This window comes from Labrys monachus (assembly GCF_030814655.1).
Taxonomy (GTDB): domain Bacteria; phylum Pseudomonadota; class Alphaproteobacteria; order Rhizobiales; family Labraceae; genus Labrys; species Labrys monacha.
In genome coordinates this window covers 4,907,729-4,930,326 of sequence record NZ_JAUSVK010000001.1, presented here as the reverse complement: position 1 = coordinate 4,930,326, position 22,598 = coordinate 4,907,729, and the positions used below count along the sequence as shown (strand labels likewise).

20 protein-coding genes are annotated in these 22,598 nt (G+C 68.4%); 17 read left to right on the top strand and 3 right to left on the bottom strand.

The features are described 5' to 3' along the window. The first annotated feature begins 213 nt into the window (after nucleotides 1–213). The 6 genes from J3R73_RS22550 to J3R73_RS22525 all read left to right on the top strand — a co-directional run bounded on the left by J3R73_RS22550 (nucleotide 214) and on the right by J3R73_RS22525 (nucleotide 7,896). Nucleotides 214–1,824: a GMC family oxidoreductase gene (locus tag J3R73_RS22550; protein ID WP_307432336.1), complete on the top strand. Its 1,611-nt coding sequence runs from the start codon at nucleotides 214–216 to the stop codon at nucleotides 1,822–1,824. Nucleotides 1,825–1,846: 22 nt separating this feature from the next. Beyond that, nucleotides 1,847–2,155, top strand: coding sequence for a Dabb family protein (locus J3R73_RS22545; protein WP_307432333.1), 309 nt, complete (start codon nucleotides 1,847–1,849; stop codon nucleotides 2,153–2,155). A 255-nt stretch (nucleotides 2,156–2,410) separates the two neighbouring features. Then, nucleotides 2,411–3,118 (top strand): TetR/AcrR family transcriptional regulator, encoded by a 708-nt coding sequence (locus J3R73_RS22540; RefSeq protein WP_307432330.1) that lies wholly within the window; start codon nucleotides 2,411–2,413, stop codon nucleotides 3,116–3,118. Further along, nucleotides 3,105–4,439, top strand: coding sequence for an efflux RND transporter periplasmic adaptor subunit (locus tag J3R73_RS22535; RefSeq protein WP_307432327.1), 1,335 nt, complete (start codon nucleotides 3,105–3,107; stop codon nucleotides 4,437–4,439). The genes J3R73_RS22540 and J3R73_RS22535 overlap by 14 nt, the downstream gene beginning before the upstream one ends. An 11-nt stretch (nucleotides 4,440–4,450) precedes the next feature. Then, a complete protein-coding gene (locus J3R73_RS22530; RefSeq protein ID WP_307432324.1) occupies nucleotides 4,451–7,603 on the top strand; it encodes an efflux RND transporter permease subunit in 3,153 nt (1,050 codons plus the stop codon). An 8-nt stretch (nucleotides 7,604–7,611) separates the two neighbouring features. Next, the gene (locus tag J3R73_RS22525; RefSeq protein WP_307432322.1) at nucleotides 7,612–7,896 is read left to right on the top strand and encodes a hypothetical protein; all 285 of its coding nucleotides are present in this window, start codon (nucleotides 7,612–7,614) and stop codon (nucleotides 7,894–7,896) included. Nucleotides 7,897–7,959: 63 nt separating this feature from the next. Here J3R73_RS22525 and J3R73_RS22520 read toward each other — a convergent pair whose 3' ends face one another. Next, nucleotides 7,960–8,715 (bottom strand): metallophosphoesterase family protein, encoded by a 756-nt coding sequence (locus J3R73_RS22520; protein WP_307432318.1) that lies wholly within the window; start codon nucleotides 8,713–8,715, stop codon nucleotides 7,960–7,962. Then, nucleotides 8,712–10,523, bottom strand: coding sequence for an ABC-F family ATP-binding cassette domain-containing protein (locus J3R73_RS22515; RefSeq protein WP_307432315.1), 1,812 nt, complete (start codon nucleotides 10,521–10,523; stop codon nucleotides 8,712–8,714). The genes J3R73_RS22520 and J3R73_RS22515 overlap by 4 nt, the downstream gene beginning before the upstream one ends. A 184-nt stretch (nucleotides 10,524–10,707) precedes the next feature. Here J3R73_RS22515 and J3R73_RS22510 point away from each other — a divergent pair, with 184 nt between their 5' ends. The 9 genes from J3R73_RS22510 (at nucleotide 10,708) to dhaK (ending at nucleotide 18,938) form a co-directional block, all read left to right on the top strand. After that, complete coding sequence (locus J3R73_RS22510) at nucleotides 10,708–11,463, top strand: L,D-transpeptidase (protein ID WP_307432312.1); 756 nt, start codon at nucleotides 10,708–10,710, stop codon at nucleotides 11,461–11,463. Nucleotides 11,464–11,652: 189 nt separating this feature from the next. After that, nucleotides 11,653–12,711, top strand: coding sequence for a sugar phosphate isomerase/epimerase family protein (locus J3R73_RS22505; RefSeq protein ID WP_307432310.1), 1,059 nt, complete (start codon nucleotides 11,653–11,655; stop codon nucleotides 12,709–12,711). A 78-nt stretch (nucleotides 12,712–12,789) separates the two neighbouring features. Further along, complete coding sequence (locus tag J3R73_RS22500; RefSeq protein WP_307432307.1) at nucleotides 12,790–13,962, top strand: Gfo/Idh/MocA family protein; 1,173 nt, start codon at nucleotides 12,790–12,792, stop codon at nucleotides 13,960–13,962. 385 nt (nucleotides 13,963–14,347) lie between these two features. Then, nucleotides 14,348–14,959 carry a dihydroxyacetone kinase subunit DhaL gene (dhaL, locus tag J3R73_RS22495; protein WP_307432304.1) on the top strand — a complete coding sequence of 204 codons (612 nt, stop codon included), beginning with the start codon at nucleotides 14,348–14,350 and terminating at the stop codon, nucleotides 14,957–14,959. A 124-nt stretch (nucleotides 14,960–15,083) separates the two neighbouring features. After that, complete coding sequence (dhaM, locus tag J3R73_RS22490; protein ID WP_307432301.1) at nucleotides 15,084–15,467, top strand: dihydroxyacetone kinase phosphoryl donor subunit DhaM; 384 nt, start codon at nucleotides 15,084–15,086, stop codon at nucleotides 15,465–15,467. An 11-nt stretch (nucleotides 15,468–15,478) separates the two neighbouring features. Further along, complete coding sequence (locus tag J3R73_RS22485) at nucleotides 15,479–15,769, top strand: HPr family phosphocarrier protein (RefSeq protein ID WP_307432299.1); 291 nt, start codon at nucleotides 15,479–15,481, stop codon at nucleotides 15,767–15,769. Nucleotides 15,770–15,808: 39 nt separating this feature from the next. Continuing rightward, complete coding sequence (locus J3R73_RS22480) at nucleotides 15,809–17,431, top strand: putative PEP-binding protein (RefSeq protein WP_307432293.1); 1,623 nt, start codon at nucleotides 15,809–15,811, stop codon at nucleotides 17,429–17,431. Continuing rightward, on the top strand, nucleotides 17,424–17,870 hold the full coding sequence (locus J3R73_RS22475) for a hypothetical protein (RefSeq protein WP_307432289.1): 447 nt from the start codon (nucleotides 17,424–17,426) through the stop codon (nucleotides 17,868–17,870). The genes J3R73_RS22480 and J3R73_RS22475 overlap by 8 nt, the downstream gene beginning before the upstream one ends. Nucleotides 17,871–17,948: 78 nt before the next feature. Beyond that, complete coding sequence (dhaK, locus tag J3R73_RS22470) at nucleotides 17,949–18,938, top strand: dihydroxyacetone kinase subunit DhaK (RefSeq protein ID WP_307432287.1); 990 nt, start codon at nucleotides 17,949–17,951, stop codon at nucleotides 18,936–18,938. A gap of 111 nt (nucleotides 18,939–19,049) precedes the next feature. Here dhaK and J3R73_RS22465 read toward each other — a convergent pair whose 3' ends face one another. Next, a complete protein-coding gene (locus tag J3R73_RS22465; RefSeq protein WP_307432284.1) occupies nucleotides 19,050–19,652 on the bottom strand; it encodes a TetR/AcrR family transcriptional regulator in 603 nt (200 codons plus the stop codon). 76 nt (nucleotides 19,653–19,728) lie between these two features. Between J3R73_RS22465 and J3R73_RS22460 the strand changes: the two genes are divergently transcribed. Then, nucleotides 19,729–21,000 (top strand): MFS transporter, encoded by a 1,272-nt coding sequence (locus J3R73_RS22460; protein WP_307432282.1) that lies wholly within the window; start codon nucleotides 19,729–19,731, stop codon nucleotides 20,998–21,000. A gap of 119 nt (nucleotides 21,001–21,119) precedes the next feature. Then, complete coding sequence (locus J3R73_RS22455; RefSeq protein ID WP_307432279.1) at nucleotides 21,120–22,565, top strand: aldehyde dehydrogenase family protein; 1,446 nt, start codon at nucleotides 21,120–21,122, stop codon at nucleotides 22,563–22,565. Nucleotides 22,566–22,598: the final 33 nt, after the last annotated feature.

Here is a 22,598-nt window from a genome sequence, read left to right as displayed (position 1 = left end):
TGTGCCCGGCTGCCCCGAAAACGTCGAGAGGGGCGCTGCTCTCTGCCGAGGTCGTGTTTCAAGATGCAGGCTGGAAGCCTGCGGTCCCAGGACGCATCTTCCTCCCGGGACCGCGGACGTCCCGTCCGCCCTTCCTTTCCGCCGTCGCTTCCGTTGCAAGGGCGGACGGGACGTCCGCGCACCCGGAATTTCTCCATCCTTCAGGATGAGACCATGACCGACTACATCATCACGGGCGCCGGCCCCGCCGGCTGTGCCCTGGCGGCCCGCCTCAGCGAGGATCCGGCCGTCAAGGTCCTGCTGCTTGAGGCCGGCGGCCGCGACCGGCATCCCTTCTTCCATATGCCGGCGGGCTTCGCCAAGATGACCAAGGGCATTGCCAGCTGGGGCTGGTCCACCGTGCCCCAGAAGCATCTCGGCGGCCGCGTGCTCTGGTACACCCAGGCCAAGGTCCTCGGCGGCGGCTCCTCCATCAACGCGCAGATCTACACGCGCGGCAATGCGTCGGATTACGACCTGTGGGCCTATGAGCATCGCTGCGCGGGCTGGAGCTACGCGCAGGTGCTGCCCTATTTCAAGCGGGCGGAGGACAATCAGCGCTTCATCGACAGCTATCATGCGGCCGGCGGGCCGCTCGGCGTGTCGATCCCGATCAACCCGCTGCCGATCAACGAGGCCTTCATCCGCGCCGGCCAGGAATATGGCCTGCCCTACAATCCCGACTTCAACGGCGCCCGACAGGAGGGCGTCGGGCATTACCAGGTCACCGTCCGCGACGCCCGCCGCTGCTCGGCGGCGACGGCCTATCTGAAGCCGGTCCTCGGCCGCCCGAACCTCACCGTCCGCACGGGCGCGATGGTCACGCGCATCGTCGTCGAGCAGGGCAGGGCCGTGGGCGTCGAACTGGCGCAGGACGGCCGGGCGGAGACGATCCGCTGCGAACGGGAGGTCATCGTCTCCTCCGGCGCCATCGGCTCGCCGCGGCTGCTCATGCTCTCCGGCATCGGCCCGGCCGCGCATCTGCGCGAGGTCGGCGTCGGCGTTGTGCACGACCTGCCGGGCGTCGGCGAGAACCTGCAGGACCATCTCGACGCCTATGTCATCGCCGAATGCACCGGCGACCACACCTATGACAATTATGCCAAGCCGCACCGCACCGTCTGGGCCGGGCTGCAATATCTGCTGTTCCGCAAGGGACCGGTGGCCTCGACCCTGTTCGAGACCGGCGGCTTCGCCTATGCCGACAAGGCGGCCCGCTCGCCCGACATCCAGTTCCATCTCGGCCTGGGCTCGGGGATCGAGGCCGGCGTCGACAAGCTGAGGAATCCCGGCGTGACGCTGAATTCGGCCTTTCTCCAGCCGCGCTCGCGCGGAACGGTCAGGCTGAAATCGGCCGATCCCGCCGACCATCCGCTGATCGACCCCAATTACTGGGCCGATCCCTACGACCGCGCCATGTCCCTGCAGGGCCTGCGCATGGCCCGCGAGATCTTCCGCCAGAAGGCGCTCCAGCCCTTCATCATGGCCGAGCGCATGCCGGGGCCGGACAAGATGAGCGACGCCGAGCTCGAGGCCTACATCTTCCGCACCTGCAAGACGGATCACCATCCGGCCGGCACCTGCCGGATGGGCGTCGACGACAGGGCCGTGGTGACGCCCGACCTCAAGGTCAGGGGCCTCGAAGGCCTCAGGGTCTGCGATTCCTCGATCATGCCGGTCGTCAATTCATCGAATACCAATGCGCCGACCATCATGATCGGCGAAAAGGGGGCCGACCTGATCGCCGGCAAGCCACCGCTCGCCGCCGTCAATCTCGCGCCCTGATGCGAACCACGAGGAGGAAACCATGATCCGCCACATCGTCCTTTGCTGCCTGCGGGCAGACCTGACACCGGCTGAAACGCAGGCGCTCCTCACCGCCATCCGCGGCATGAAGGCGGAGATCCCCGGCATCCTCGCCGTTGCCATCGGGCCGGACGAGAGCCCCGAGGGGCTGGCGCGCGGCTACACCCACGGCTTCACCGTGGACTTCGCCGATAGGGCCGCCCGCGACGCCTATCTGCCCCATCCCGACCATGTGAAGGTCGCCGGAGCCCTCGTCGCCGCGACGCAGGGTGGCGCCGACGGCATCCTGGTGTTCGACTTCGAGGTGTGAGGCGGGGCGGCGAACGAGACGCCGCCGGCCTGCCGAACATAGATCTGTGCTTTCTTCCGGCCGGAAGAAGGAAGATCATGCCGCCTTCCTGAGCGTCCGGCGCCGATCCGGACCGCGCGCGGGCTGTGTTCCCGTCCGTCACCATGGCCGGCGTCCATCGGAAGGCCGCATCGCGCTTTCTTCCCTCGCGTGGCTTTGCTTTGGCCGCAACCTCTGGTAATGAGAATGAACGTTCATTCTCAGACGAGGTTTTGCGTGGTTGTGGTCGACGCCGTGATGGATCCGCATGCGGCCGCGGAGACCAAGGGGATGGGCAAGCGGCAGGAGCACATCCTCGACGCTTTCGAATTATGCATCCAGCGCGCCGGCTTCCATCGCACCACCATGCAGGATGTGGCGAGGGAAGCGGGCATGAGCGCCGGCAACCTCTATCGCTACTTCCCCTCGAAGGAGGCGCTGGTCTCCGGCATGATCGGGCGCGACCGCGAGCGCTTCGGTGCCGATTTCCGGGATGTCGCCGAATCCAGCGACATCATGGGCTCGTTCATCGCCATGGGCCGCAAGCATTTCGTCGAGACGCCGCGCGAGCGCTGCGTGCTGTTCATGGAGATCTGGGCCGAGGCGACGCGCAATCCCGACGTGGCGGCGATCTGCGCAGCCGTCGACCGCGAGGTGAACGATCTCATGATCTCCGTGCTGGAGGCGGCCAAGGATTCCGGCCAGATTCCGCAGGCCATCGACAGCAGCGCGACCATCACCGTCCTCTCCGCCATGGGCGACGGCCTGTTCACCCGGCGCGCCCTCGAGCCCGACTTCGATACCGGGGAGGGATTCCGTCTCCTCGTCAACGTCATGGCCGCCCTGCTGTCCGGCAGGGTCGATCTCGGCCGTTCCCTTTCCGACGCCGTCAATGCGACGGCTTCCGTTGCTTCTCCGGAGGAAGCCCACAATGTCCGCGGTTGAAAAGCAGCGCCGCCCCGAGCACGGGCTCGAGCCGAACGACATCTTCGGCGATGCCGGCGGAACGCCGCCGGCCGGATCGACGCTCCATGCGCCGGCGCCGCGGCGGTCGAAGGTCCGCACCGTCACGGTGACCCTGCTGGTGCTCGTGCTGGCCGCCGCCGCGGCGGCGGCAGCCTTCATGTGGCTGCGCCCGATGCTGGAGGCGCCCGCGGGCGCCGCCGTCGCCGTCGTCGCGCCGCCGCCCTCGATCACCATCGTGCATGCCGTCACCGGTCCGATCACCGAAAACACCGTCGTCACCGGCAATCTGGTGCCGCGCGAGGAGATCATGGTCTCGCCGCAGGTCGACGGCTATGCGATCGACCAGATCATGGTCGAGGAGGGCGATCGCGTCACCGAGGGCCAGGTCCTCGCCCGGCTGTCGCGGACGTCCATCGACACCTCTCTCGCGCAGAACACGGCGCAGCTCGCCCGGGCGGAGGCCTCCATCGCGCAGGCCAAGAGCTCGATCGCCGAGGCGCAGGCGAACAAGGATCAGGCGGAAAGCGCCTTTGCGCGCTCCCGCGCCCTGCAGAAGAGCGGCAACGCGACCGAGGACACGCTGGAGCAGCGTGAAGCCGCTGCCAAGATGGCCGATGCCCGCCTCGATGCGGCCCGGCACTCCCTTGCCGTCGCCGAGGCGGACCGCAATCTCGCCGTCGCCCAGCGCGACGAGATGATGGTCAGGCTGGCCCACACCCAGATCCAGGCCCCCGCCGCCGGCATCGTCAGCCGCCGGACCGCGCGGATCGGCGCGGTCGTCTCCGCCGCCGGCGAGGCGCTGTTCCGCATCATCCGCGACGGCGACATCGAGCTCGAAGCGGATGTCCCGGAAACGACCCTGGCCCGCCTGCGCGTCGGCATGAAGGCCGAGGTGATCACCGCCGCGCGCGAGCAGCCCTATGCCGCCCATGTCCGGCTGGTCGCGCCGGAGGTCAGCACCGTCACGCGGCTCGGCCGCGTCCGGCTCGCCATCGATGCCGCGCCCGGCCTGACGGTGGGTGCGTTCGGCCGCGCCAAGGTCGAGATCGCCAGCCGCACCGGCGTTCTCGTGCCGCAATCGGCCATCCTCTATTCGGAGGACGGGCCGACGGTGCAGGTCGTCCGCGACAGCGTCGTCTCCACCCGGGCGGTGACGCTCGGCCTGCGGACGGAGAGGCAGGCCGAGATCGCGCGGGGGGTGGCCTCCGGCGACGCCGTCGTCGCCACCGCGGGCACCTTCGTGCGCGACGGCGACCGCATCACGCCGATGGAAGCGACATCGCCTCCCGGCGCCGAGTGAGGGGAACGCCGATGTCCTTCAACATCTCCGCCCTCTCCATCCGCCATCCGGTGCCCTCGATCGTCCTGTTCGTGGTGCTGATGGCGCTCGGCTGGGTGTCGTTCCAGAGCCTGCCGATCACCAAATTCCCCAATATCGACGTGCCCGTGATCTCGGTCACGGTCACCCAGTCCGGCGCCGCGCCGTCCGAGCTCGAGACACAGGTGACGCGCAAGGTCGAGGATGCGGTATCCGGCGTCGCCGGCATCAAGCACATCCAGTCCAACGTCTCCGATTCCGCGTCGACCGCCCTGATCGAGTTCTGGCTGGGCACCGATACCGACCGCGCCCTCAACGACGTCAAGGACGCCATCACCAAGATACGCTCGGATCTGCCGCGCGACATCGACGAGCCGATCGTCAGCCGCGTCGACGTCGAAGGCCAGTCGATCCTGACCTATTCGGCGTCCGCGCCCGGCATGACGCTGGAGCAATTGTCCTGGCACGTCGACGACGTCGTCAAGCGCGACCTGCAGGGGCTTCGCGGCGTCGGCCGCATCGACCGCCTCGGCGGCGTCACCCGCGAGGTCCGCGTGGCGCTCGATCCCGACCGCCTGCTCTCGCTCGGCGTCACCGCCGCCGACGTCAACCGCCAGCTCAAGGCGACCACGGTCGACCTTTCCGGCGGCAAGGGCGATGTCGGCAACCAGGAGCAGTCGATCCGCACGCTCGCCGGCGCCCACACCATCGACGATCTCAAGGAGACGCGGATCATGCTGCCGGGCGGGCGGCAGGCGCGGCTCAAGGACGTCGCCTTCGTCTCCGACGCCTATGCCGATCCCCTATCCTTCGCCCGGCTCGACGGCCGGACGCCGATCGTCGCCTTCTCGATCTTCCGCGCCAAGGGTGCCAGCGACACCGAGGTGGCCGACCGGGTGGCGCAGAAGATCAGGGACCTGCACAAGGCTTATCCCGACGTCTCCTACACGCTCGTCGACGACGGCGTGAAGAACACCTACGGCAATTTCCGCTCGGCGATGCAGACCCTGATCGAGGGGGCGCTCCTCGCGGTCGTGGTCGTGCTGATCTTCCTGCGCGACTGGCGCGCCACCCTCATCGCCGCCGTGGCGCTGCCGCTGTCGGCCATCCCGACCTTCTGGGCGATGAGCGCCATGGGTTTCTCGCTCAACCTCGTCAGCCTCCTGGCGATCACGCTGGTGACGGGCATCCTCGTCGACGACGCCATCGTCGAGATCGAGAACATCGTGCGCCACATGAAGATGGGCAAGTCGCCCTATCGCGCCTCGATCGAGGCGGCGGACGAGATCGGCCTCGCGGTGATGGCGATCACCCTGACGATCATCGCGATCTTCATGCCGGTGAGCTTCATGGGCGGCATCGCCGGCCAGTATTTCAAGCAGTTCGGCCTGGTCGTCGCGGCCGCGGTGTTCTTCTCGCTGCTGGTGGCGCGGCTGATCACCCCGATGATGACCGCCTATTTCCTGCGTCCGCACGAATATCACGAGCCGCGCGACGGCATCGTCATGCGGGTCTATACGCGCTTCCTCGAATTCACCCTCGCGCGGTGGTTCTCGCCCTACCTCACCATCGCCGCCGGCTTCGCCCTGTTCGTCGTCGCCCTCAAGCTGATGGCCTTCCTGCCGCAGGGCTTCATCCCGCCCGACGATACCGGCCGCATCGTCCTGTCCGCCGAGATCCCGCCGGGCGGCCGGCTCGACGACACCATGCGCAAGACGGACGAGCTCGCCGCCGCCATCCGCCGGATACCCGAGGTGCAGCGCGTCTTCGTCATCGGCGGTTCCTCGCCCACCGGGCAGATGGAATTGCGGCGCGCCGCCGTCTATGTGGCGCTGTCCAACAAGGCGGACCGCGTGCGCCGCCAATGGAATATCGAGGACGACATCACCCGCATCGTCGCCGGCATCGCCGACATCCGGGCCTGGCGCGTCAACGATCGCGGCGATCGCGGCGTCAACCTCGCGCTGATGGGCACCGATCCCCGCGCGCTCGACGAGGCGACCGCGCGGCTGGAAGGCGCCATGCGCCATGTGCCGGGCTTTTCCAACGTCGCCGCCAGCACCGGGCTCGACCGCCCGGAGGTCCGCATCATTCCCCGCACGGACGATGCGGCGCGCTACGGCATCACCACCGAGCAGATTTCGGAGGCGGTCCGCGTGGCGACGATCGGCGACATCGACGCCAATCTCGCCAAGTTCAATGCCGGCGACCGCCTGATCCCGATCCGCGTGCAGCTGACGGAAGCCTCCCGCGCCAATCTCCACCTCATCGAGGCCCTGAACCTGACGACGTCGACGGGCGGCACCGTGCCGCTTGCGGCGGTGGCCGACGTCGAATTCGGACAGGGGCCGTCCTCGATCGCGCGCTATGACCGCGTGCGGCGCATCACCATCGGCGCCGATCTGCGCCAGGGGCTGGAGATGGGCGAGGCGCTGGCGACGGCCAAGGCCCTGCCGGAGGCGAACAACCTGCCGCCTTCCATCCATATCGCCTCCACGGGCGATGCCGAGATCATGGACGAGGTGTTCGCCGGCTTCGCCATGGCGATGGGGGCCGGCCTTCTGATGGTCGCCGGCGTGCTGGTGCTGCTGCTCGGCAGCGTCTTCCATCCGATCACCATCCTGATGTCGCTGCCGCTCTCCCTGCTCGGCGTCGTCCTCGCTTTGCTCGCCACCCACAATTCGGTGTCGATGCCGGTCGTCATCGGCATCCTCATGCTGATGGGGATCGTCACCAAGAACGCGATCATGCTGGTCGACTTCGCGGTCGAGCGGGTCAGGCACGGCATGCATCGCCACGAGGCGATCATCGACGCCGGCCGCAAGCGCGCCAGGCCGATCCTGATGACGACGATCGCGATGGTGGCCGGCATGCTGCCGACGGCGCTGGGCCATGGCGACGGCGGCGAGTTCCGCGCGCCGATGGCGATCGCGGTGATCGGCGGCCTCATCGTCTCCACTCTGCTGTCGCTGGTGTTCGTGCCCTCCTTCTATTCGGTGATGGACGACGTCACCCGGCTGTGCGTTCGCCTGTTCGGCGGGCTCGTCGGTCCCAGGGAGGAAGAGGGCGCAGAGGAGGCCTCGCCTCGATATAGGCCGGCGAGCGGCAGGGTGGCGGCCCTGCCGCCGGCCGCCGCGGCGGAGTAAGGAGCGACATGAATTTCATGCCCATCCCCGATCGAGCCCCGACACCGCGCGAAAAAGCCTATCTCGCCGCCCTCGCCGCCGGCGATCTGCGTCCGCCGATCAGCGGGCAGGCGGGGCATATGTGCCGCAAGTTCGGCTGGTGCGAAATCGTCTACCGCCTGCCCGACGGCGCGCAGATGCCGAGATCCGCCCTGCCGGCCCAGATGGACTCGATCGCCGTGGTCAAGGCCGGCTATCGCGCCATCGGCTACAGCCTCACCGCACGCGGAAGGGCCGCCCTGGCGCGGGGGTAGGCGTAGGTCGTCTTCCGGCATTCAAAGCGCTTGTCTTGAAGCGCAGCGATCCCGCAGGCGGGATCAGGTCCCCGTCGGCAGAACCGGCATCGTTCCCGTCCGCAGGGCCTTCGCCCAGTCCGGGCGGCCATGGGCCTCGGCTGCCGCTGCCGCCTTGTCCCAAGCATAGGCCACCGAGACGAATTCGACGGCGATGTCCCGGGCCTGCATGTCGATCAGCGCATAGCGGGCGTGGGGTGATCCGGCTTCGACCTTGTGGGGGTAGGGAAGGTCGTCGGCATAGGCCGGCAGGCCGACGCTTCCGGGATTGACGACCAGCCGCCCGTCACGGGTCCGGGCCATGCGTTGCAGATGGCTGTGACCGCACAGGATCAGTCGGGCGGGGTCGGCCCCGGCGCGCTCTTCGATGTCCTCCGGCGCGGCCGGCCGGAAGCCGTCCGCGTCGATCGTCTCCAGGAAATAGGCAAGATCGCTCGACGGCGTGCCGTGCACCAGGAGGACGGCGTCCGAAAGCCGCAACGTTGCCGGCAATCCGGCAAGCCAGGCCGTCTGGTCGGCCCTCAGCCGGCTGGCGGCGAACAGGTCGGATGCGCCCATCTCCGCCAGCCCGCCTGCCAGGACCTGGCGGTCGTGATTGCCGCGGATCGTCGGAAAGCCGAGAGGCATCAGCCTGTCGGCCGTCTCGGTCGGATAAAGCGGGCCGGAAACGATGTCGCCCAGGTTCACGGTCATGTCGGCGCCGCGCCTGGCGATATCGGCCAGCACGGCGTCGAGCGCGACGACATTGCCGTGGATATCGGCGATCACCGCGATCCTCATCCCTCGATTTCCTCGCGCAGCATCTCCAGTTCCAGCCATTGCTCCTCCGCGGCGGCCTTCTCGCCCTCGATGCGGACGAGATCGCCGCTGAGCTGCGCGAAGGCCTTCGAATCCTTGGCGAACAGCCCCGGGTCGGCAAGGCGCGTCTGCAGGATCGAGGCCTTCCTGGCGAGATCGTCGATCTTCTTCGGCAGGGTTTCCAGGGCGTGCTTCTCCTTGAAGGAGAGCTTGCGCTTCTGCGCGCGATCCGACGCGTCCTGCGGGCCCCCGGATCCTTCCTTCGCATTCGCCGGCCGCTCGGCGATCCGCCGGGCCACGCCGGCGCCGCGCTGGGACACCATGTCCGAATAGCCGCCGGCATATTCGGTCCAGCGCCCGTCGCCTTCGCTCATCAGGATGGAGGTGGCGACGCGGTCGAGAAAGTCGCGGTCATGGCTGATGACGATCGCCGTGCCCTGATACTCGCCTATCATCTCCTGCAGGAGGTCGAGTGTCTCGAGGTCGAGGTCGTTGGTGGGCTCGTCGAGCACCAGGAGGTTGGAGGGCTTGGCCAGCGCGCGCGCCAGCATCAGCCGTCCGCGCTCTCCGCCGGAAAGCGCGGAAACCGGCGTGCGGGCCTGTTCGGGCGAGAACAGGAAGTCGCGCATATAGCCGATGACATGCTTGCGCTCGCCGCCGACGTCGACATAGTCCGAGCCGCCGCCGGTCATGGTGTCGGCCAGGGTCGCCGCCGGATCGAGGCTCTCGCGGCGCTGGTCGAGCGTCACCATCTGCAGGCTGGCGCCGAGCTTGACCACGCCGCTGTCGGGCGGGATGACGCCGGTGAGCAGATTGAGCAGCGTCGTCTTGCCCGCGCCGTTGGGGCCGACGATGCCGATACGGTCGCCCTTGGCGACGCGGATGGAGAAGTCGCGGATGATCGGCGGCCCGCCCCAGGACTTGGCGATGTCGATCGCCTCGATGACCAGCTTGCCGCTCTCGTCGCCCTCGGTCACCGTCATCTTCACGGCCCCGGTGACCCGCCGCGCGCTGCGGCGGTCCTCGCGCAGGGTCGCCAGGTTCGCCATGCGGCGGACATTGCGCTTGCGGCGTGCCGTGACGCCGTAGCGGACCCAATGCTCCTCGGCGACGATCTTGCGGTCGAGCTTCTGGCGGTCGCGTTCCTCCTCCTCGAGGATCTGGTCGCGCCACTCCTCGAAAGAGGCGAAGCTGCGCTCCATGCGCCGCGTCCGCCCGCGATCGAGCCACACCGTCGCGCGGGACAGGTTCTCCAGGAAGCGGCGGTCATGGCTGATCAGCACGAGGGCCGACCGCAGCGAACCGATCTCCTTTTCGAGCCATTCGATCGCCGGCAGGTCGAGATGGTTGGTCGGCTCGTCGAGAAGGAGAATGTCCGGCTCGGGCGCGAGCACCCGCGCCAGCGCCGCGCGGCGGGCTTCGCCTCCCGACAGCGTCGCGGGATCCTCCTCGCCGGTGAGCCCCAGTTCGTTGAGCAGATAGGCGGCGCGATAGGGTTCGTCCCCCGGCCCGAGACCCGCCTCGACATAAGCGAGCGTGGTGGCGAAGCCGGAGAGGTCCGGCTCCTGCGGCAAATAGCGCACCGTGGCGCCGGGATGCACGAAACGCTCGCCCCGGTCGAAATCGATCAGGCCGGCCGCGATCTTCAGGAGCGTCGATTTGCCGGAGCCGTTGCGCCCGACCAGGCACAGCCTCTCGCCGGGGGCGATCGACAGATCGGCACCCTCCAGCGTCGGCGTGCCGCCGAAGGTGAGATGGATGTCGCGCAGGTAGAGAAGGGGAGGAGCCATGGCCGCCTTGTGGCGCCGCAAGGGCGCCGGGTCAAGCCTCGCTCCTTCTGCGGTAACCATAAGAACATCCCGCTCTCACAAAACCGCGAGCCAAAGAAATGTGAAACGTTGCCGTAAAACAACAGCGAAACAGGCGACTCATGCGTATTGTGAACGTGGTTTCCCCGATCCTGGCAGGATATTAATGTCGTCTCTTTCCCGTCGCGCCTTTCTGATGGGTGCTTCCGCGACCGGCGTGGCTTTCGGGCTCGCCGGCTGCGTCACCAATTCCAGCTCGATGGCGCCGCTCGTCGTTGCATCGGCCGAGCCGGCCCCGCCGCCGCCCGAGCCGGTCCAGGCGGACGGCACCTTCGACTACAAGCAGCTTTACGCTGCCGCCAAAGACGACAAGTTTCCGATTCCGGCGGTCGACCTCAAGCGCATCAACCCGGCCTTCCTGCGCGCGGAAATCGACTACGACACCAGCGAGGCGCCCGGCACCATCATCATCGATACCAAGGCCCATTATCTCTATCACGTCGGGGAAAACGGCCGCGCCATGCGCTATGGGGTCGGCGTCGGGCGCGAGGGCTTCGTCTGGGCGGGCACGGCGCAGGTTCATTCCAAGCAGGAATGGCCCGATTGGTATCCGCCGTCGGAGATGATCCAGCGCCAGCCCGAACTCAAGGCCGTGATGTCGAAGCTGCAGAGCGGCATCGGCATGCATGGCGGCCCGCGCAACCCGCTCGGCGCCCGCGCCATGTATCTGTGGCAGAACAACAAGGATACGCTGTTCCGCATCCACGGCACGATCGAGCCCTGGAGCGTCGGGCACAGCGTTTCGTCCGGCTGCATCCGCATGATCAACCAGGATGTGATGGACCTCTACCAGCGCGTCGCGGTGGGCTCCAAGGTCATCGTGCAGGGTCCTGGCATGTCGCTCGAGGACGCCGAGGGCTGAGCCGGACCCGCAGACGGATCCAGACGCAAGGCCGGGCATGCCCGGCCTTCGCTTTTTCGGGAGGGACGCCGATCGTGCGGGCTTGGTCCGTTGCGTCGCCGATCGGCTTTTGCCATGGTGCGCAAACGCCGGAGCGGCGCAAGAACGGGTCGGAGCACGGCCCGGATCAGATCTGTGGGAGATGCGTCGATGGCGGCCAACATCAAGGGACCGGCGATTTTCCTCGCCCAGTTCGCGGGCGATGCCGCGCCGTTCGATTCATGGGATTCGATCTGCGCATGGGCCGGCTCGCTGGGCTACAAGGGGGTGCAGATCCCGACCTGGGACGGCCGGCTGTTCGACCTGCGCAAGGCGGCGGATTCGAAGACCTATTGCGACGAGATCGCCGGCATCGCTCGGCGGCACGGGCTCGCCATCACGGAATTGTCGACCCATCTCCAGGGACAGCTCGTCGCCGTCCATCCCGCCTATGACGAGGCGTTCGACGCCTTCGCGCCGGCCGAGCTGCATGGCAAGCCCGCCGAAAGGCAGGCCTGGGCCGTTCAGCAGCTCAAGCATGCCGCCGCCGCCTCGCGCCATCTCGGGCTCGATGCGCATGTGACCTTCTCGGGCGCGCTCGCCTGGCCCTTCGCCTATCCCTGGCCGCAGCGCCCGGCAGGCCTGGTCGAGGAAGCCTTCACCGAGCTCGCCGCGCGCTGGAAGCCGATCCTGGACGCCTATGACGAGGTCGGCGTCGATGTCTGCTACGAGATCCATCCCGGCGAGGACCTCTTCGACGGCGCCAGCTTCGAGCGTTTCCTTGACCGGCTCGGCGGCCACCGGCGCGCCAACATCAATTACGATCCCTCGCATTTCCTGCTGCAGCAGCTCGATTATCTCGCCTTCATCGACATCTACCACGAGCGCATCAAGGCCTTTCACGTCAAGGATGCCGAGTTCAATCCCACCGGCCGGCAGGGCGTCTATTCGGGCTATGCGCCGTGGATCGACCGCGCCGGGCGCTTCCGCTCCCTCGGCGACGGGCAGGTCGACTTCTCCGGCATCTTTTCCAAGCTCGCGCAATATGATTACGGTTCCTGGGCGGTGCTGGAATGGGAATGCTGCCTCAAGCACCCCGAGGACGGGGCGCGTGAGGGTGCGCCCTTCATCGAGAGCCACATCATCCGCGTGACGGAGAAGGCCTTCGACGACTTCGCCGGCGGTGGCACAGACCGCGCCGCGGTGCGCCGCATGCTCGGGATCCAATAGCAGGCGAAGACCTTCCCGAGGAAGATTTCCCGCCGGCACCATCCCGCATGATGTTTCGCAAGGACAAGGGGAGAGAACATGGCCATCGAAGCACGCTCGGGCGGCAGGAGCGGCGGGCGGGTGCGCTACGGCATGGTCGGCGGCGGGGAGGGCGCGTTCATCGGCGCCGTGCATCGCCTCGCCGCGCGCATGGACGACGAATACGAGTTCGTCGCCGGCGCGCTTTCCTCGACCCCCGAAAAGGCAATCCGCTCGGGCCAGGCCCTCGGCCTCGATCCGGCCCGCATCTACCCGGATTTCGAGACGATGGCCCAGAAGGAAAGGCGCCGCAAGGACGGTATCGAGGCCGTCTCCATCGTCACGCCCAATCACATGCATGCGCCGGCGGCCGAAGCCTTCATCAGGGCCGGCATCCACGTCATCTGCGACAAGCCTGTGACCACGACCCTGAAGGATGCGCTGCGCCTGAAGAAGCTCGCGGAGGCCAGGGGCGTCATCTTCGCCGTGACCCACAATTACACCGGCTATCCACTGGTGCGGCACGCGCGCGAGATGGTCAGGGCCGGCGATCTCGGGGAGATCCGCCTGGTCCAGGTCGAATATCCGCAGGACTGGCTCAGCACGGACATCGAGCAGTCCGGGCAGAAGCAGGCGGGCTGGCGGACCGATCCGAGCCAGTCGGGAGCCGGCGGCTCGATCGGCGACATCGGCACCCACGCCTTCAACCTGTCGCAATTCGTGGCCGGGCTCGAGGTTTCGCAGATCCTCGCCGAGCTCACGACCTTCGTGCCGGGCCGCCGGCTCGACGACAATGTTCAGATCCTGCTGCGCTACGCCAATGGCGCGCGCGGCGCCCTGTGGGCGAGCCAGGTGGCGCCCGGCAACGAAAACGGCCTGATGCTGCGCGTCTACGGGACCAAGGCGGGTATCCATTGGCGCCAGGACAATCCGAACCTGCTGTATTTCACCCCGCTCGGCGAGGCCACCCGCATCGTCACGCGCGGATCGCCGGCCGTCGGCCCCGCCGGGGCGCGGGTGACGCGGGTTCCGGCAGGGCACCCGGAAGGCTATCTCGAAGGCTTCGCCACCCTCTACACCGAGATCGCCCGCGCCATCCGTGCGGCCCGCAGCGGAGAGAAGCCGGACGGTGCGGTCACCTTCCCCGACATCGACGACGGCATCGCCGGCATGGCCTTCATCGAGGCCGCGGTGAAATCGTCGAAGAAGGGCGGCGCATGGGTCGGACTGTAGGCCGCGGTATGCACGGCTGCCGACCACGGGACCGCACGCCTCGGCGCTACGGTTTCAGGTCGAACCGCGGAGCCCGTCATTCCGGCTGAAGCGAAGCGAAAGGCCGGACCCCCCTGACCGCAATATTGCCAGGATGGTGTTTATGGGTTCCGGGCTCGCTCTGCGTGCACCCCGGAATGACGATCACGACTCGATCTGGACGCATCACGCGCTACTCCCTGCAACTCACCGCTCATGGGCAGCTGCGATCCCCCGAAACCATCGATCCGGATTCGATGTCCGATCCGGCCCAGCGGGCTCTTGCAATGTTTAGCAAACAATGGTCAGCTAAACATGAAGGGCCGGCACTGACCCGCGCTTCAGGATTTCGGGATCAGTCGGGCCGATGGATCAGCAGACCAGGGAGCATCTCGTTCGTGGTGTGTCGGCCGTCGTGTCCGATCACGCCGAGGAACTGACGGCGCTCGACCGCGCCATCGGCGACGGCGACCACGGCATCAATCTCAAGCGCGGCTTCGATGCGGTCGCGGCGGAGCTTCCCGCTTTGGCCGCCAAGCCGCTGCCGGAGATGCTCAAGACCATCGGCACCACGCTGGTGATGAAGGTGGGCGGCGCTTCCGGCCCGCTCTTCGGCACGTTCTTCCTGGAACTGGCCAAGAACCTGCCGCCGGAGCCCGACCGCGCCGCCCTCGTGCAGGCGACGGCGAAGGCCGCCGCCGCCGTCAAGGCGCGCGGCCGTTCCGAGCCCGGCCAGAAGACCCTGCTCGACGTGCTCTTTCCCGTCCAGGCGGTGCTGGAGGCCGGCGGCTCGGGCGATGCGGTCAAGGCCGAGGCCGCCGCCGCCGCGGAACGGACGGTGCCGCTGCTGGCGACCCGCGGGCGCGCCTCCTTCCTCGGCGAGCGTTCCGTCGGCCATATGGATCCGGGCGCCCGCTCTTCCTCGCTGATCATCGCCGCCGTCGTCGATGCCTTGGCGGCGCAGGAAACACGCCGATGAGGGGGAGTGCAATGCGACCGAGCCGGGCGGCCCTGTCCGGCGCTGCGGCCCGCGTCTCGGCTTTCACCGCCTCGCCGTTCGCCGGCAATGGCGCCACGTTCATCCAGGGACGGGTCCTAAACGCATGAGCGTCAGCGTCGTCGTGGTTTCCCATTCGCCCAAGGTCGCCGAAGGCGCCGCCGACATGGCGCGCCAGATGGTCGGCGAGGGCGTGAAGCTGGCCTGGACGGGCGGCGATCCGGATGGCGGCCTCGGCACGGACGTCGCCGCCATCGTCGCGGCGATCGAGAGCGTGTGGTCGCCGGACGGCGTCGCGGTGCTGGTCGATCTCGGCGGGGCGGAGACCAATGCGGAGATGGCGATCGAGCAGATCGACGAGCACAAGCGCGACCTTGTCGTCATCTGCAACGCGCCGATCGTCGAAGGCGCGGTGATCGCGGCGACCGAGGCTTCGGGCGGTTCTTCACTCGCCGCGGTGCGCGATGCCGCGGAGGATTTCTACGGATAGGGCTGCGTCGCATGGCGGACACGGATGATGCTTTGAAGGGAACGGCCGAATTGATCAATGCGGTCGGGTTGCATGCGCGTCCGAGCGTGAAGTTCACCCAGCTCGCCAAAAGCTTCCTGTCGACGATCGAATTCTCCCTCCAGGCGGACGGCCCGTGGATCGACGCCAAGAGTCCCGCCAAAGTGATGCGGGCGAGGGTGCCCAAGGGCGCCGTCCTCCATCTCGCCGCCAGGGGCCCCGATGCCGAAGAGGCGCTCGCCGCGATGCAGGCGCTGATCGCCGCCCGGTTCGGCGAGGAGTGACAGGCTTGGCTTGGGCATGATGGACTTGGCTTGGAAGTGATGGACTTGGCTCCGGGACATGGCGGAAACGGCAGCAGCCTGCCGGTCGAGCGGCGGCTGACCGGCCGTCCGGCCTCGCCCGGGCTCGCCGCCGGTCCCGTTTTCGTCGACGGGCCGGAGATACCGGCCGCTGCGGCGCCGATCGGCGGGGACGCCGAAGCGCTGCGGCGGGCGATCGGCGCGGCGGCTGCCGAGCTCGCCGCCCTCGCTGCGGGGCTCGGCGGCGAAGAGGCCGACATTCTCGGCTTCCAGATCGCCATGCTCGAGGACGGCGCCCTCTCCGAAGGCGCCTTCGATGCGATTTCCGCCGGCATGCCCGCCGATCACGCCTGGCGTTCGGCGCTCGATGCGGAAATCCTCGATTACGAGGCGAGCGAGGATCCGACGTTCCGCGCCCGCGGCGCCGACTTCGCCGACATGCGGGATCGGGTGCTGGCGCATCTGGCCGGGACCGCCGGCCGGCGGAACGTTCCCGCCGGCTCGATCTACGTCGCCGAGGACATCGCACCTTCGCTGTTCCTGTCGGTCGACTGGAGCGGCGGCGGCATCGCCCTGGCCGCCGGTTCGCCCTTCTCCCATGTCGCGATGCTGGCGCGCAGCCGCGGCGTTCCCATGGTGACAGGGCTCGGCAGGATCGATGCGGCCGCGGCGGCCATCGTCGACGGCGCCGCCGGCGAGGTCACGCTGGATCCGGGCGCCGGCAGCCTCGCCGCCCTGGCGGAGGGCCTGGCGGCCTCCCGGCGGGCCAAGGCCGGGGAGGACGCGCTGATCCGCCGCCCGGCCCTGCTGCAGGACGGCACCCGGATCGAGGTGCTGCTCAATGTCGGCCGTCCGGAGGACCTCGAAGGCCTCGATCCGGGCGTATGCGATGGCATCGGCCTGGTCCGCACCGAGTTTCTCTTCCGGCCCGGCCATCCCCTGCCGGGCGAGGACGAGCAGCTCGCCGCCTATTCCCGCATCGCGGCCTGGGCGGAAGGAAGGCCGGTCACCATCCGCACCGTGGATGTCGGCGGCGACAAGCCGGTCGAAGGCCTGACGGCGGAGGGAGAGACCAATCCCTTTCTCGGCCTTCGCGGCCTGCGGCTGTCGCTGTCGCGGCCGGAGGCGTTCCGGGTGCAGCTGCGGGCGCTGGCCCGGGCCGGCGCGGAGCACGATATCCGGGTGATGCTGCCGATGGTGACCGTTCCCGCCGAGTTCGACCAGGCCGCCGCCCTCCTCGACGAAGAGGTCGCGGCGCTGGCCCGCCTCGGCCTGCCCCGCCGCCGGCCGCCTCTCGGCATCATGGTGGAGGTACCCGCCGCCGCCCTGGGCGCGGCCCGGTTCGGGGCGGATTTCTATTCGATCGGCTCCAACGACCTGACGCAATATACGATGGCCGCCGCCCGGGACAGCGCCGCCGTCGCCGGCCTCAACGACACGGGCGATCCGGCGGTGCTCGAACTGATGGCCCGGACCGTCGCCGCCGGCCGGACGCGCCACGTTCCCGTCTCTATATGCGGCGACGCCGCGGCCGATACCGGCCTGCTGCCGCAGCTTCTCGGCATCGGGCTGAGATGCCTTTCCGTGGCGCCGATGGCGGTCGGGCGGGTCAAGGCGGCAATCGCGGGATTGGCCCATGTTTGACTCCAAGGAGATCACCGCCCGCGCCATTGCCACCTATAAGGGCCTGCTGCGCCGGGCGCTCGACAACCGCCCGTCGGGAACCCGGCTCAAGCTCGCCGCCGCGCTCGGCACCAACAGGTCCTTCGTTTCGCAGATCACCAATCCCGGCTATCCCATCCCGATCCCGGTGCAGCACCTCGAGGTCATCTTCGACGTCTGCCGGCTGGCGCCCGCCGAGCGGGCCGAATTCCTCGAAGCCTATCATGCCGCCCATCCCGGACGGGTCGCCGGCCGGGAGCGCCAGCCTCGCACCCGCAGCCTGGCCGTCACCCTCCCGGATCTCGGCGACGAGCGGCGCAACCAGGCGATGGAGAAGGCGGTGCTCGATTTCGTCGCGAGGCTGGTCCACTATACGAGGGAACTCGACCAGAGCCCGAAGAGCGAAGACGCCGCTTCGTAGCGCCATCCGTTCCTCCGACGGCCTGGCGGGCGAGGCGGAATCGGCCGGCGGGCGGCCATCGGAAGACGAGCGCAAGCCATGAAGAAACTGATCAATGCGGTCGACGACGTCCTCGCCCAGAGCCTGGACGGCTTCGCCGCCGCCCATGCCGACATCGTCGTGCTCGGCGAGGAACGCAAATTCGTGCGCCGGCGCCACGGCCGGCCGGGCAAGGTCAGCCTGGTATCGGGCGGCGGCTCCGGGCACGAGCCGCTCCATGCCGGCTTCGTCGGGCTGGGCATGCTCGACGCCGCCTGTCCGGGGCAGGTCTTCACCTCGCCCACGCCGGACCAGATGCTGGCGGCGATGGAGGCGGTCGACGGCGGAGCCGGCACGCTTCTCATCGTCAAGAATTACGAAGGCGACGTGATGAATTTCGCCATGGCGGCGGAGATGGCGCCGGGGCCGGTGGAGAGCCTGATCCTCAACGACGACGTGGCGGTCGAGAACTCCACCTGGACGGCCGGACGCAGAGGCGTCGCCGGCACGCTGGTGGTCGAGAAGGTCGTCGGCGCCGCCGCCGAGCACGGCCAGAGCCTGAGCGAACTCAGGAAACTCGGCGAGCGTGTGAACGCCCATACGCGCTCCATGGGGGTGGCGCTGGCGCCCTGCACGGTGCCGGCCGCCGGCAAGCCGACCTTTTCGCTCGCCGAGGACGAGATGGAGATGGGCGTCGGCATCCATGGCGAGCCGGGCCGGCGGCGCGTCAAGCTCGCATCGGCCGATGCCATCGCCGACGAGATGCTCACCGCCATCGTCGCCGACCTCTCCCTCAAGGCGGCGAGCGAAGTGCTGCTCTTCGTCAACGGCTTCGGAGCCACGCCGCTGATGGAGCTCTACCTCATGGCCGACAGGGCCCGGCGGTGGCTCGACGCCAAGGGCATCAAGGCGGTGCGCTTCCTCACCGGCTCCTACGTCACCTCGCTCGACATGGCCGGCTGCTCGATCACCGTCTCGGTGCTCGACGACCATGCCCGGCGCCTGTGGGACGCCCCCGTGCACACGCCGGCTCTGCGCTGGGGCGCGTAGAGAGGGTTTGCTCCCCCCGGGGAGCGCGGACATCCTGTCCGCCTCTTGAACCACGGCGTTCCCGGTCGAAGCGGGGCGGGTTGTCGTAGATCCTGCCCCGTGCCCCGGGAATTACGCCTTCAGGCTCGCATCGATCAACATTTCCGCGATGGCGGCGATGGAACATGCCGGGCCGTGCGCGTGGAAGATCTGCCCGCTGATGAAGGCTCCCTCGATCAGGAGCAGCAGCCCGTCGCCCAGCAATGCCGGGTTCCTGGCGCCCATGCGGGCCGCCATGTCGGTGAGGCGCTCGCGCAGCAGATCCTTGCTGGCCTCCGCCACCTGGCGCGCCGGATGGTCCGGCTCGGGATATTCGACCGCGACATTGCTCATGCCGCAGCCGCGATAGTCGCTGCGGCCGGCACGCTCGCCGAGCCCCGTCAGATAAGTGAGGATGTGGCGGCGCGGGTCGTCGGGGCAATCAACCCCGGCCGCCTCGAAGCGTGTCCAGAACTCGGCGTCGTAGTCGCGCAGATAGGTCGCGGCGAGCTCGTCCTTGGACGAGAAGCAGCGATAGAGCGTCGGCTTGGTCACGCCCGCGCGGGCCACGATGGTGTCGACGCCCACGGCCCGCACGCCCTCGCGATAGAACAGATCGCGGGCGGTGGCGCGGATGCGCTCGGCCGCCCGCGGCGGCGGCGTATCGCGGGCGGCAGGGGCGTCGGAATCTGCCATGGGGATCTTTCCATTGTCGATATTCGATGTTACAGACCGGTACGTATCGCCAATGAGGTACGGACAGGTCCGTTACATGCCTATAGCAAGCCGCCGGCCTTTCGGCCAGAACTATGCCTTCGTCGTCATCGGCGTGATTTTCCTCTCGCTGCTGGTGGCGGCGGGCCTCAGGGCCGCGCCGGGCCTTCTCATCCAGCCGCTGGAACACGCCTTCGGCTGGAGCCGCGACGTCATTTCCGCCTCCGCCGCCGTCGGCATCCTGCTCTACGGCCTCGTGGGCCCGTTCGCGGCGGCGCTGATGAACAGGCTCGGCGTGCGCCAGATGCTGGTCGCCGCGCTGCTCCTGATGGCCGGCTCGATCGGTCTCAGCCTGCTGATGACCCAGTCCTGGCAGCTTTTCGCCACCTGGGGCGTGCTTTCGGGCGTCGGATCGGGCTTCGTCGCCACCGTACTCGGCGCCACGGTCGTCAACCGGTGGTTCGTCACCAATCGCGGCCTGATGATGGGGCTGCTGTCGGCCAGCACGGCGACCGGCACGCTGATCTTCCAGCCCGGCCTCGCCAAGCTCGGCGAGATCGGCGGCTGGCAGTGGATCGTGGCGGCGGTGGCGCTCGGCTGCGCGGCCCTCGTCCCGCTCGTCCTCCTGCTGGTGCCGAACCAGCCGAGCGACATCGGGCAGCGCCCCTTCGGCGCCGATCCGTCGACGCCGATCGCGCCCGTCCCCGTCCGCCCCGGCCTGTTCGACGCCTCCATCGGCGCCCTGCTGCGCGCCTCGCGCACCAAGGCGTTCTGGTATCTATTCGCCACCTTCTTCATCTGCGGCTTCACCACCAACGGCCTCGTCGGCACGCATCTCATCTCCTTCTGCGGCGACCGCGGCATCGCCGAGGTGCAGGCGGCCGGCCTGATGGCGATGATGGGGGTGTTCGACCTGTTCGGCACCACGGCCTCGGGCTGGCTGACCGACCGCTTCGATCCCCGCAAGCTGCTGTTCTTCTATTACGGCCTGCGCGGGCTGGCGCTGATCTACCTGCCTTTCACCGATTTCTCGATCTACAGCCTGTCGATCTTCGGCGTCTTCTACGGCCTCGACTGGATCGCCACCGTGCCGCCGACCCTGCGCCTGACCAACGAGGCGTTCGGCGAGCGCGATGCGCCCGTCGTGTTCGGCTGGATCGCGGCGGGCCACCAGATCGGGGCGGCCTGCGCCGCCGCGCTCGCCGGCTATCTGAGGGTGCTGCAGGGCAGCTATGTCGAGGCCTTCATCCTGTCTGGCCTCACGGGACTGGTGGCGGCGGTCATCGCCCTGCTCATCGCCCGCCGCCGCAGCGAGCCCGCCCTTGCGTGAATCCGGGGCGCCGGGGGCGCTCCACCATTTCGGCTTGCGCCGGCGCCGTGATCGACTAAGGTCCCGCCCGACCGGCGATACCGCCCTTCACCGTTCATTTGAGCATCAGGATATCGAGGATGACACTTCACGCACGAAACTTCATTGCCGGCGAGTGGGTTGCCGCTTCCGATCTCGCTCCCGACGTGAACCCATCCAACACGGCCGAGATCATCGGCCATTTCCCGCGTGCCACGAAGGCCGATACCGAAAAGGCGATCGCCGCCGCGCGGGCCGCCGCCCCGGCCTGGGGCCGCTCGACGCCGCAGGAGCGCCACGACGTGCTCCGCCGCATCAGCGACGAGATCCTCGCCCGCAAGGACGAACTCGGCGCCATTCTTTCGCGCGAGGAAGGCAAGACGCTGCCCGAGGGCATCGGCGAAGTGGTACGCGCCGGACAGATCTTCGGCTTCTTCGCCGGCGAGGCCCTGCGCCTGTCGGGCGAGCTCCTCGGATCGGTGCGCCCGGGCGTGGGCGTCGAGATCACGCGCGAGCCCGTGGGCGTCGTCGGCCTCATCACGCCGTGGAATTTCCCGGCCGCCATTCCGTCCTGGAAGATCGCGCCGGCGCTCTGCTACGGCAACACCGTCATCATCAAGCCGGCTGACCTCGTGCCCGCCACCGCCCATGCGATCGGCGAGATCATCGCGCGGTCCGGCGTGCCGGCAGGCGTCTTCAACCTCGTCATGGGCCGCGGCTCGGTTGTCGGCGAGACGCTGCTGACCTCGCCGGACGTCGATGCGATCTCCTTCACCGGATCGGTGTCGACCGGCCGCAAGATCGCGGCGACCTGCATCGCCGCCTCGCCGATGAAGAAGATCCAGCTCGAAATGGGCGGCAAGAACCCCTTCGTCGTGCTCGACGATGCCGATCTCAAGGTCGCGGTGGAAGCCTGCGCCAACGGCGCCTTCTTCTCGACCGGCCAGCGCTGCACGGCGTCTTCCCGCCTGATCGTCACCGACGGCATTCACGATGCCTTCGTCGAAGCCCTCGTCGAGCGCCTGAAGGGCCTCAAGGTCGACGATGCCATGAAGGCCGGTACCCATATCGGACCCGTCGTCGACCAGAGCCAGCTCGACCAGGACCTCTCCTACATCAAGATCGGCCGCGACGAGGGCGCGACCCTCGCCTATGGCGGCGAACTGGTCAGCCGCGACGCGCCGGGCTTCTACCTGACGCCGGCTCTCTTCACCGGCGCCACCAACGAGATGCGGATTTCACGCGAAGAAATCTTCGGCCCGGTGGCCGCGGTCGTCCGCGTCAAGGATTATGAGGAAGCGCTGGCGGCGGCCAACGATACCGAGTTCGGCCTCTCGGCCGGCATCGCCACCACCAGCCTGAAACATGCGACGCATTTCAAGCGCAACGTCCAGGCCGGCATGGTGATGGTGAACCTGCCGACCGCGGGCGTCGACTATCACGTGCCGTTCGGCGGCCGCAAGGGATCGAGCTACGGCCCGCGCGAGCAGGGCCGCTATGCGGTGGAGTTCTACACCACCGTCAAGACGGCCTATACGCTCGCCTGACGTTAAGGAAGAACGGCGGACCGGGCCCCGCAA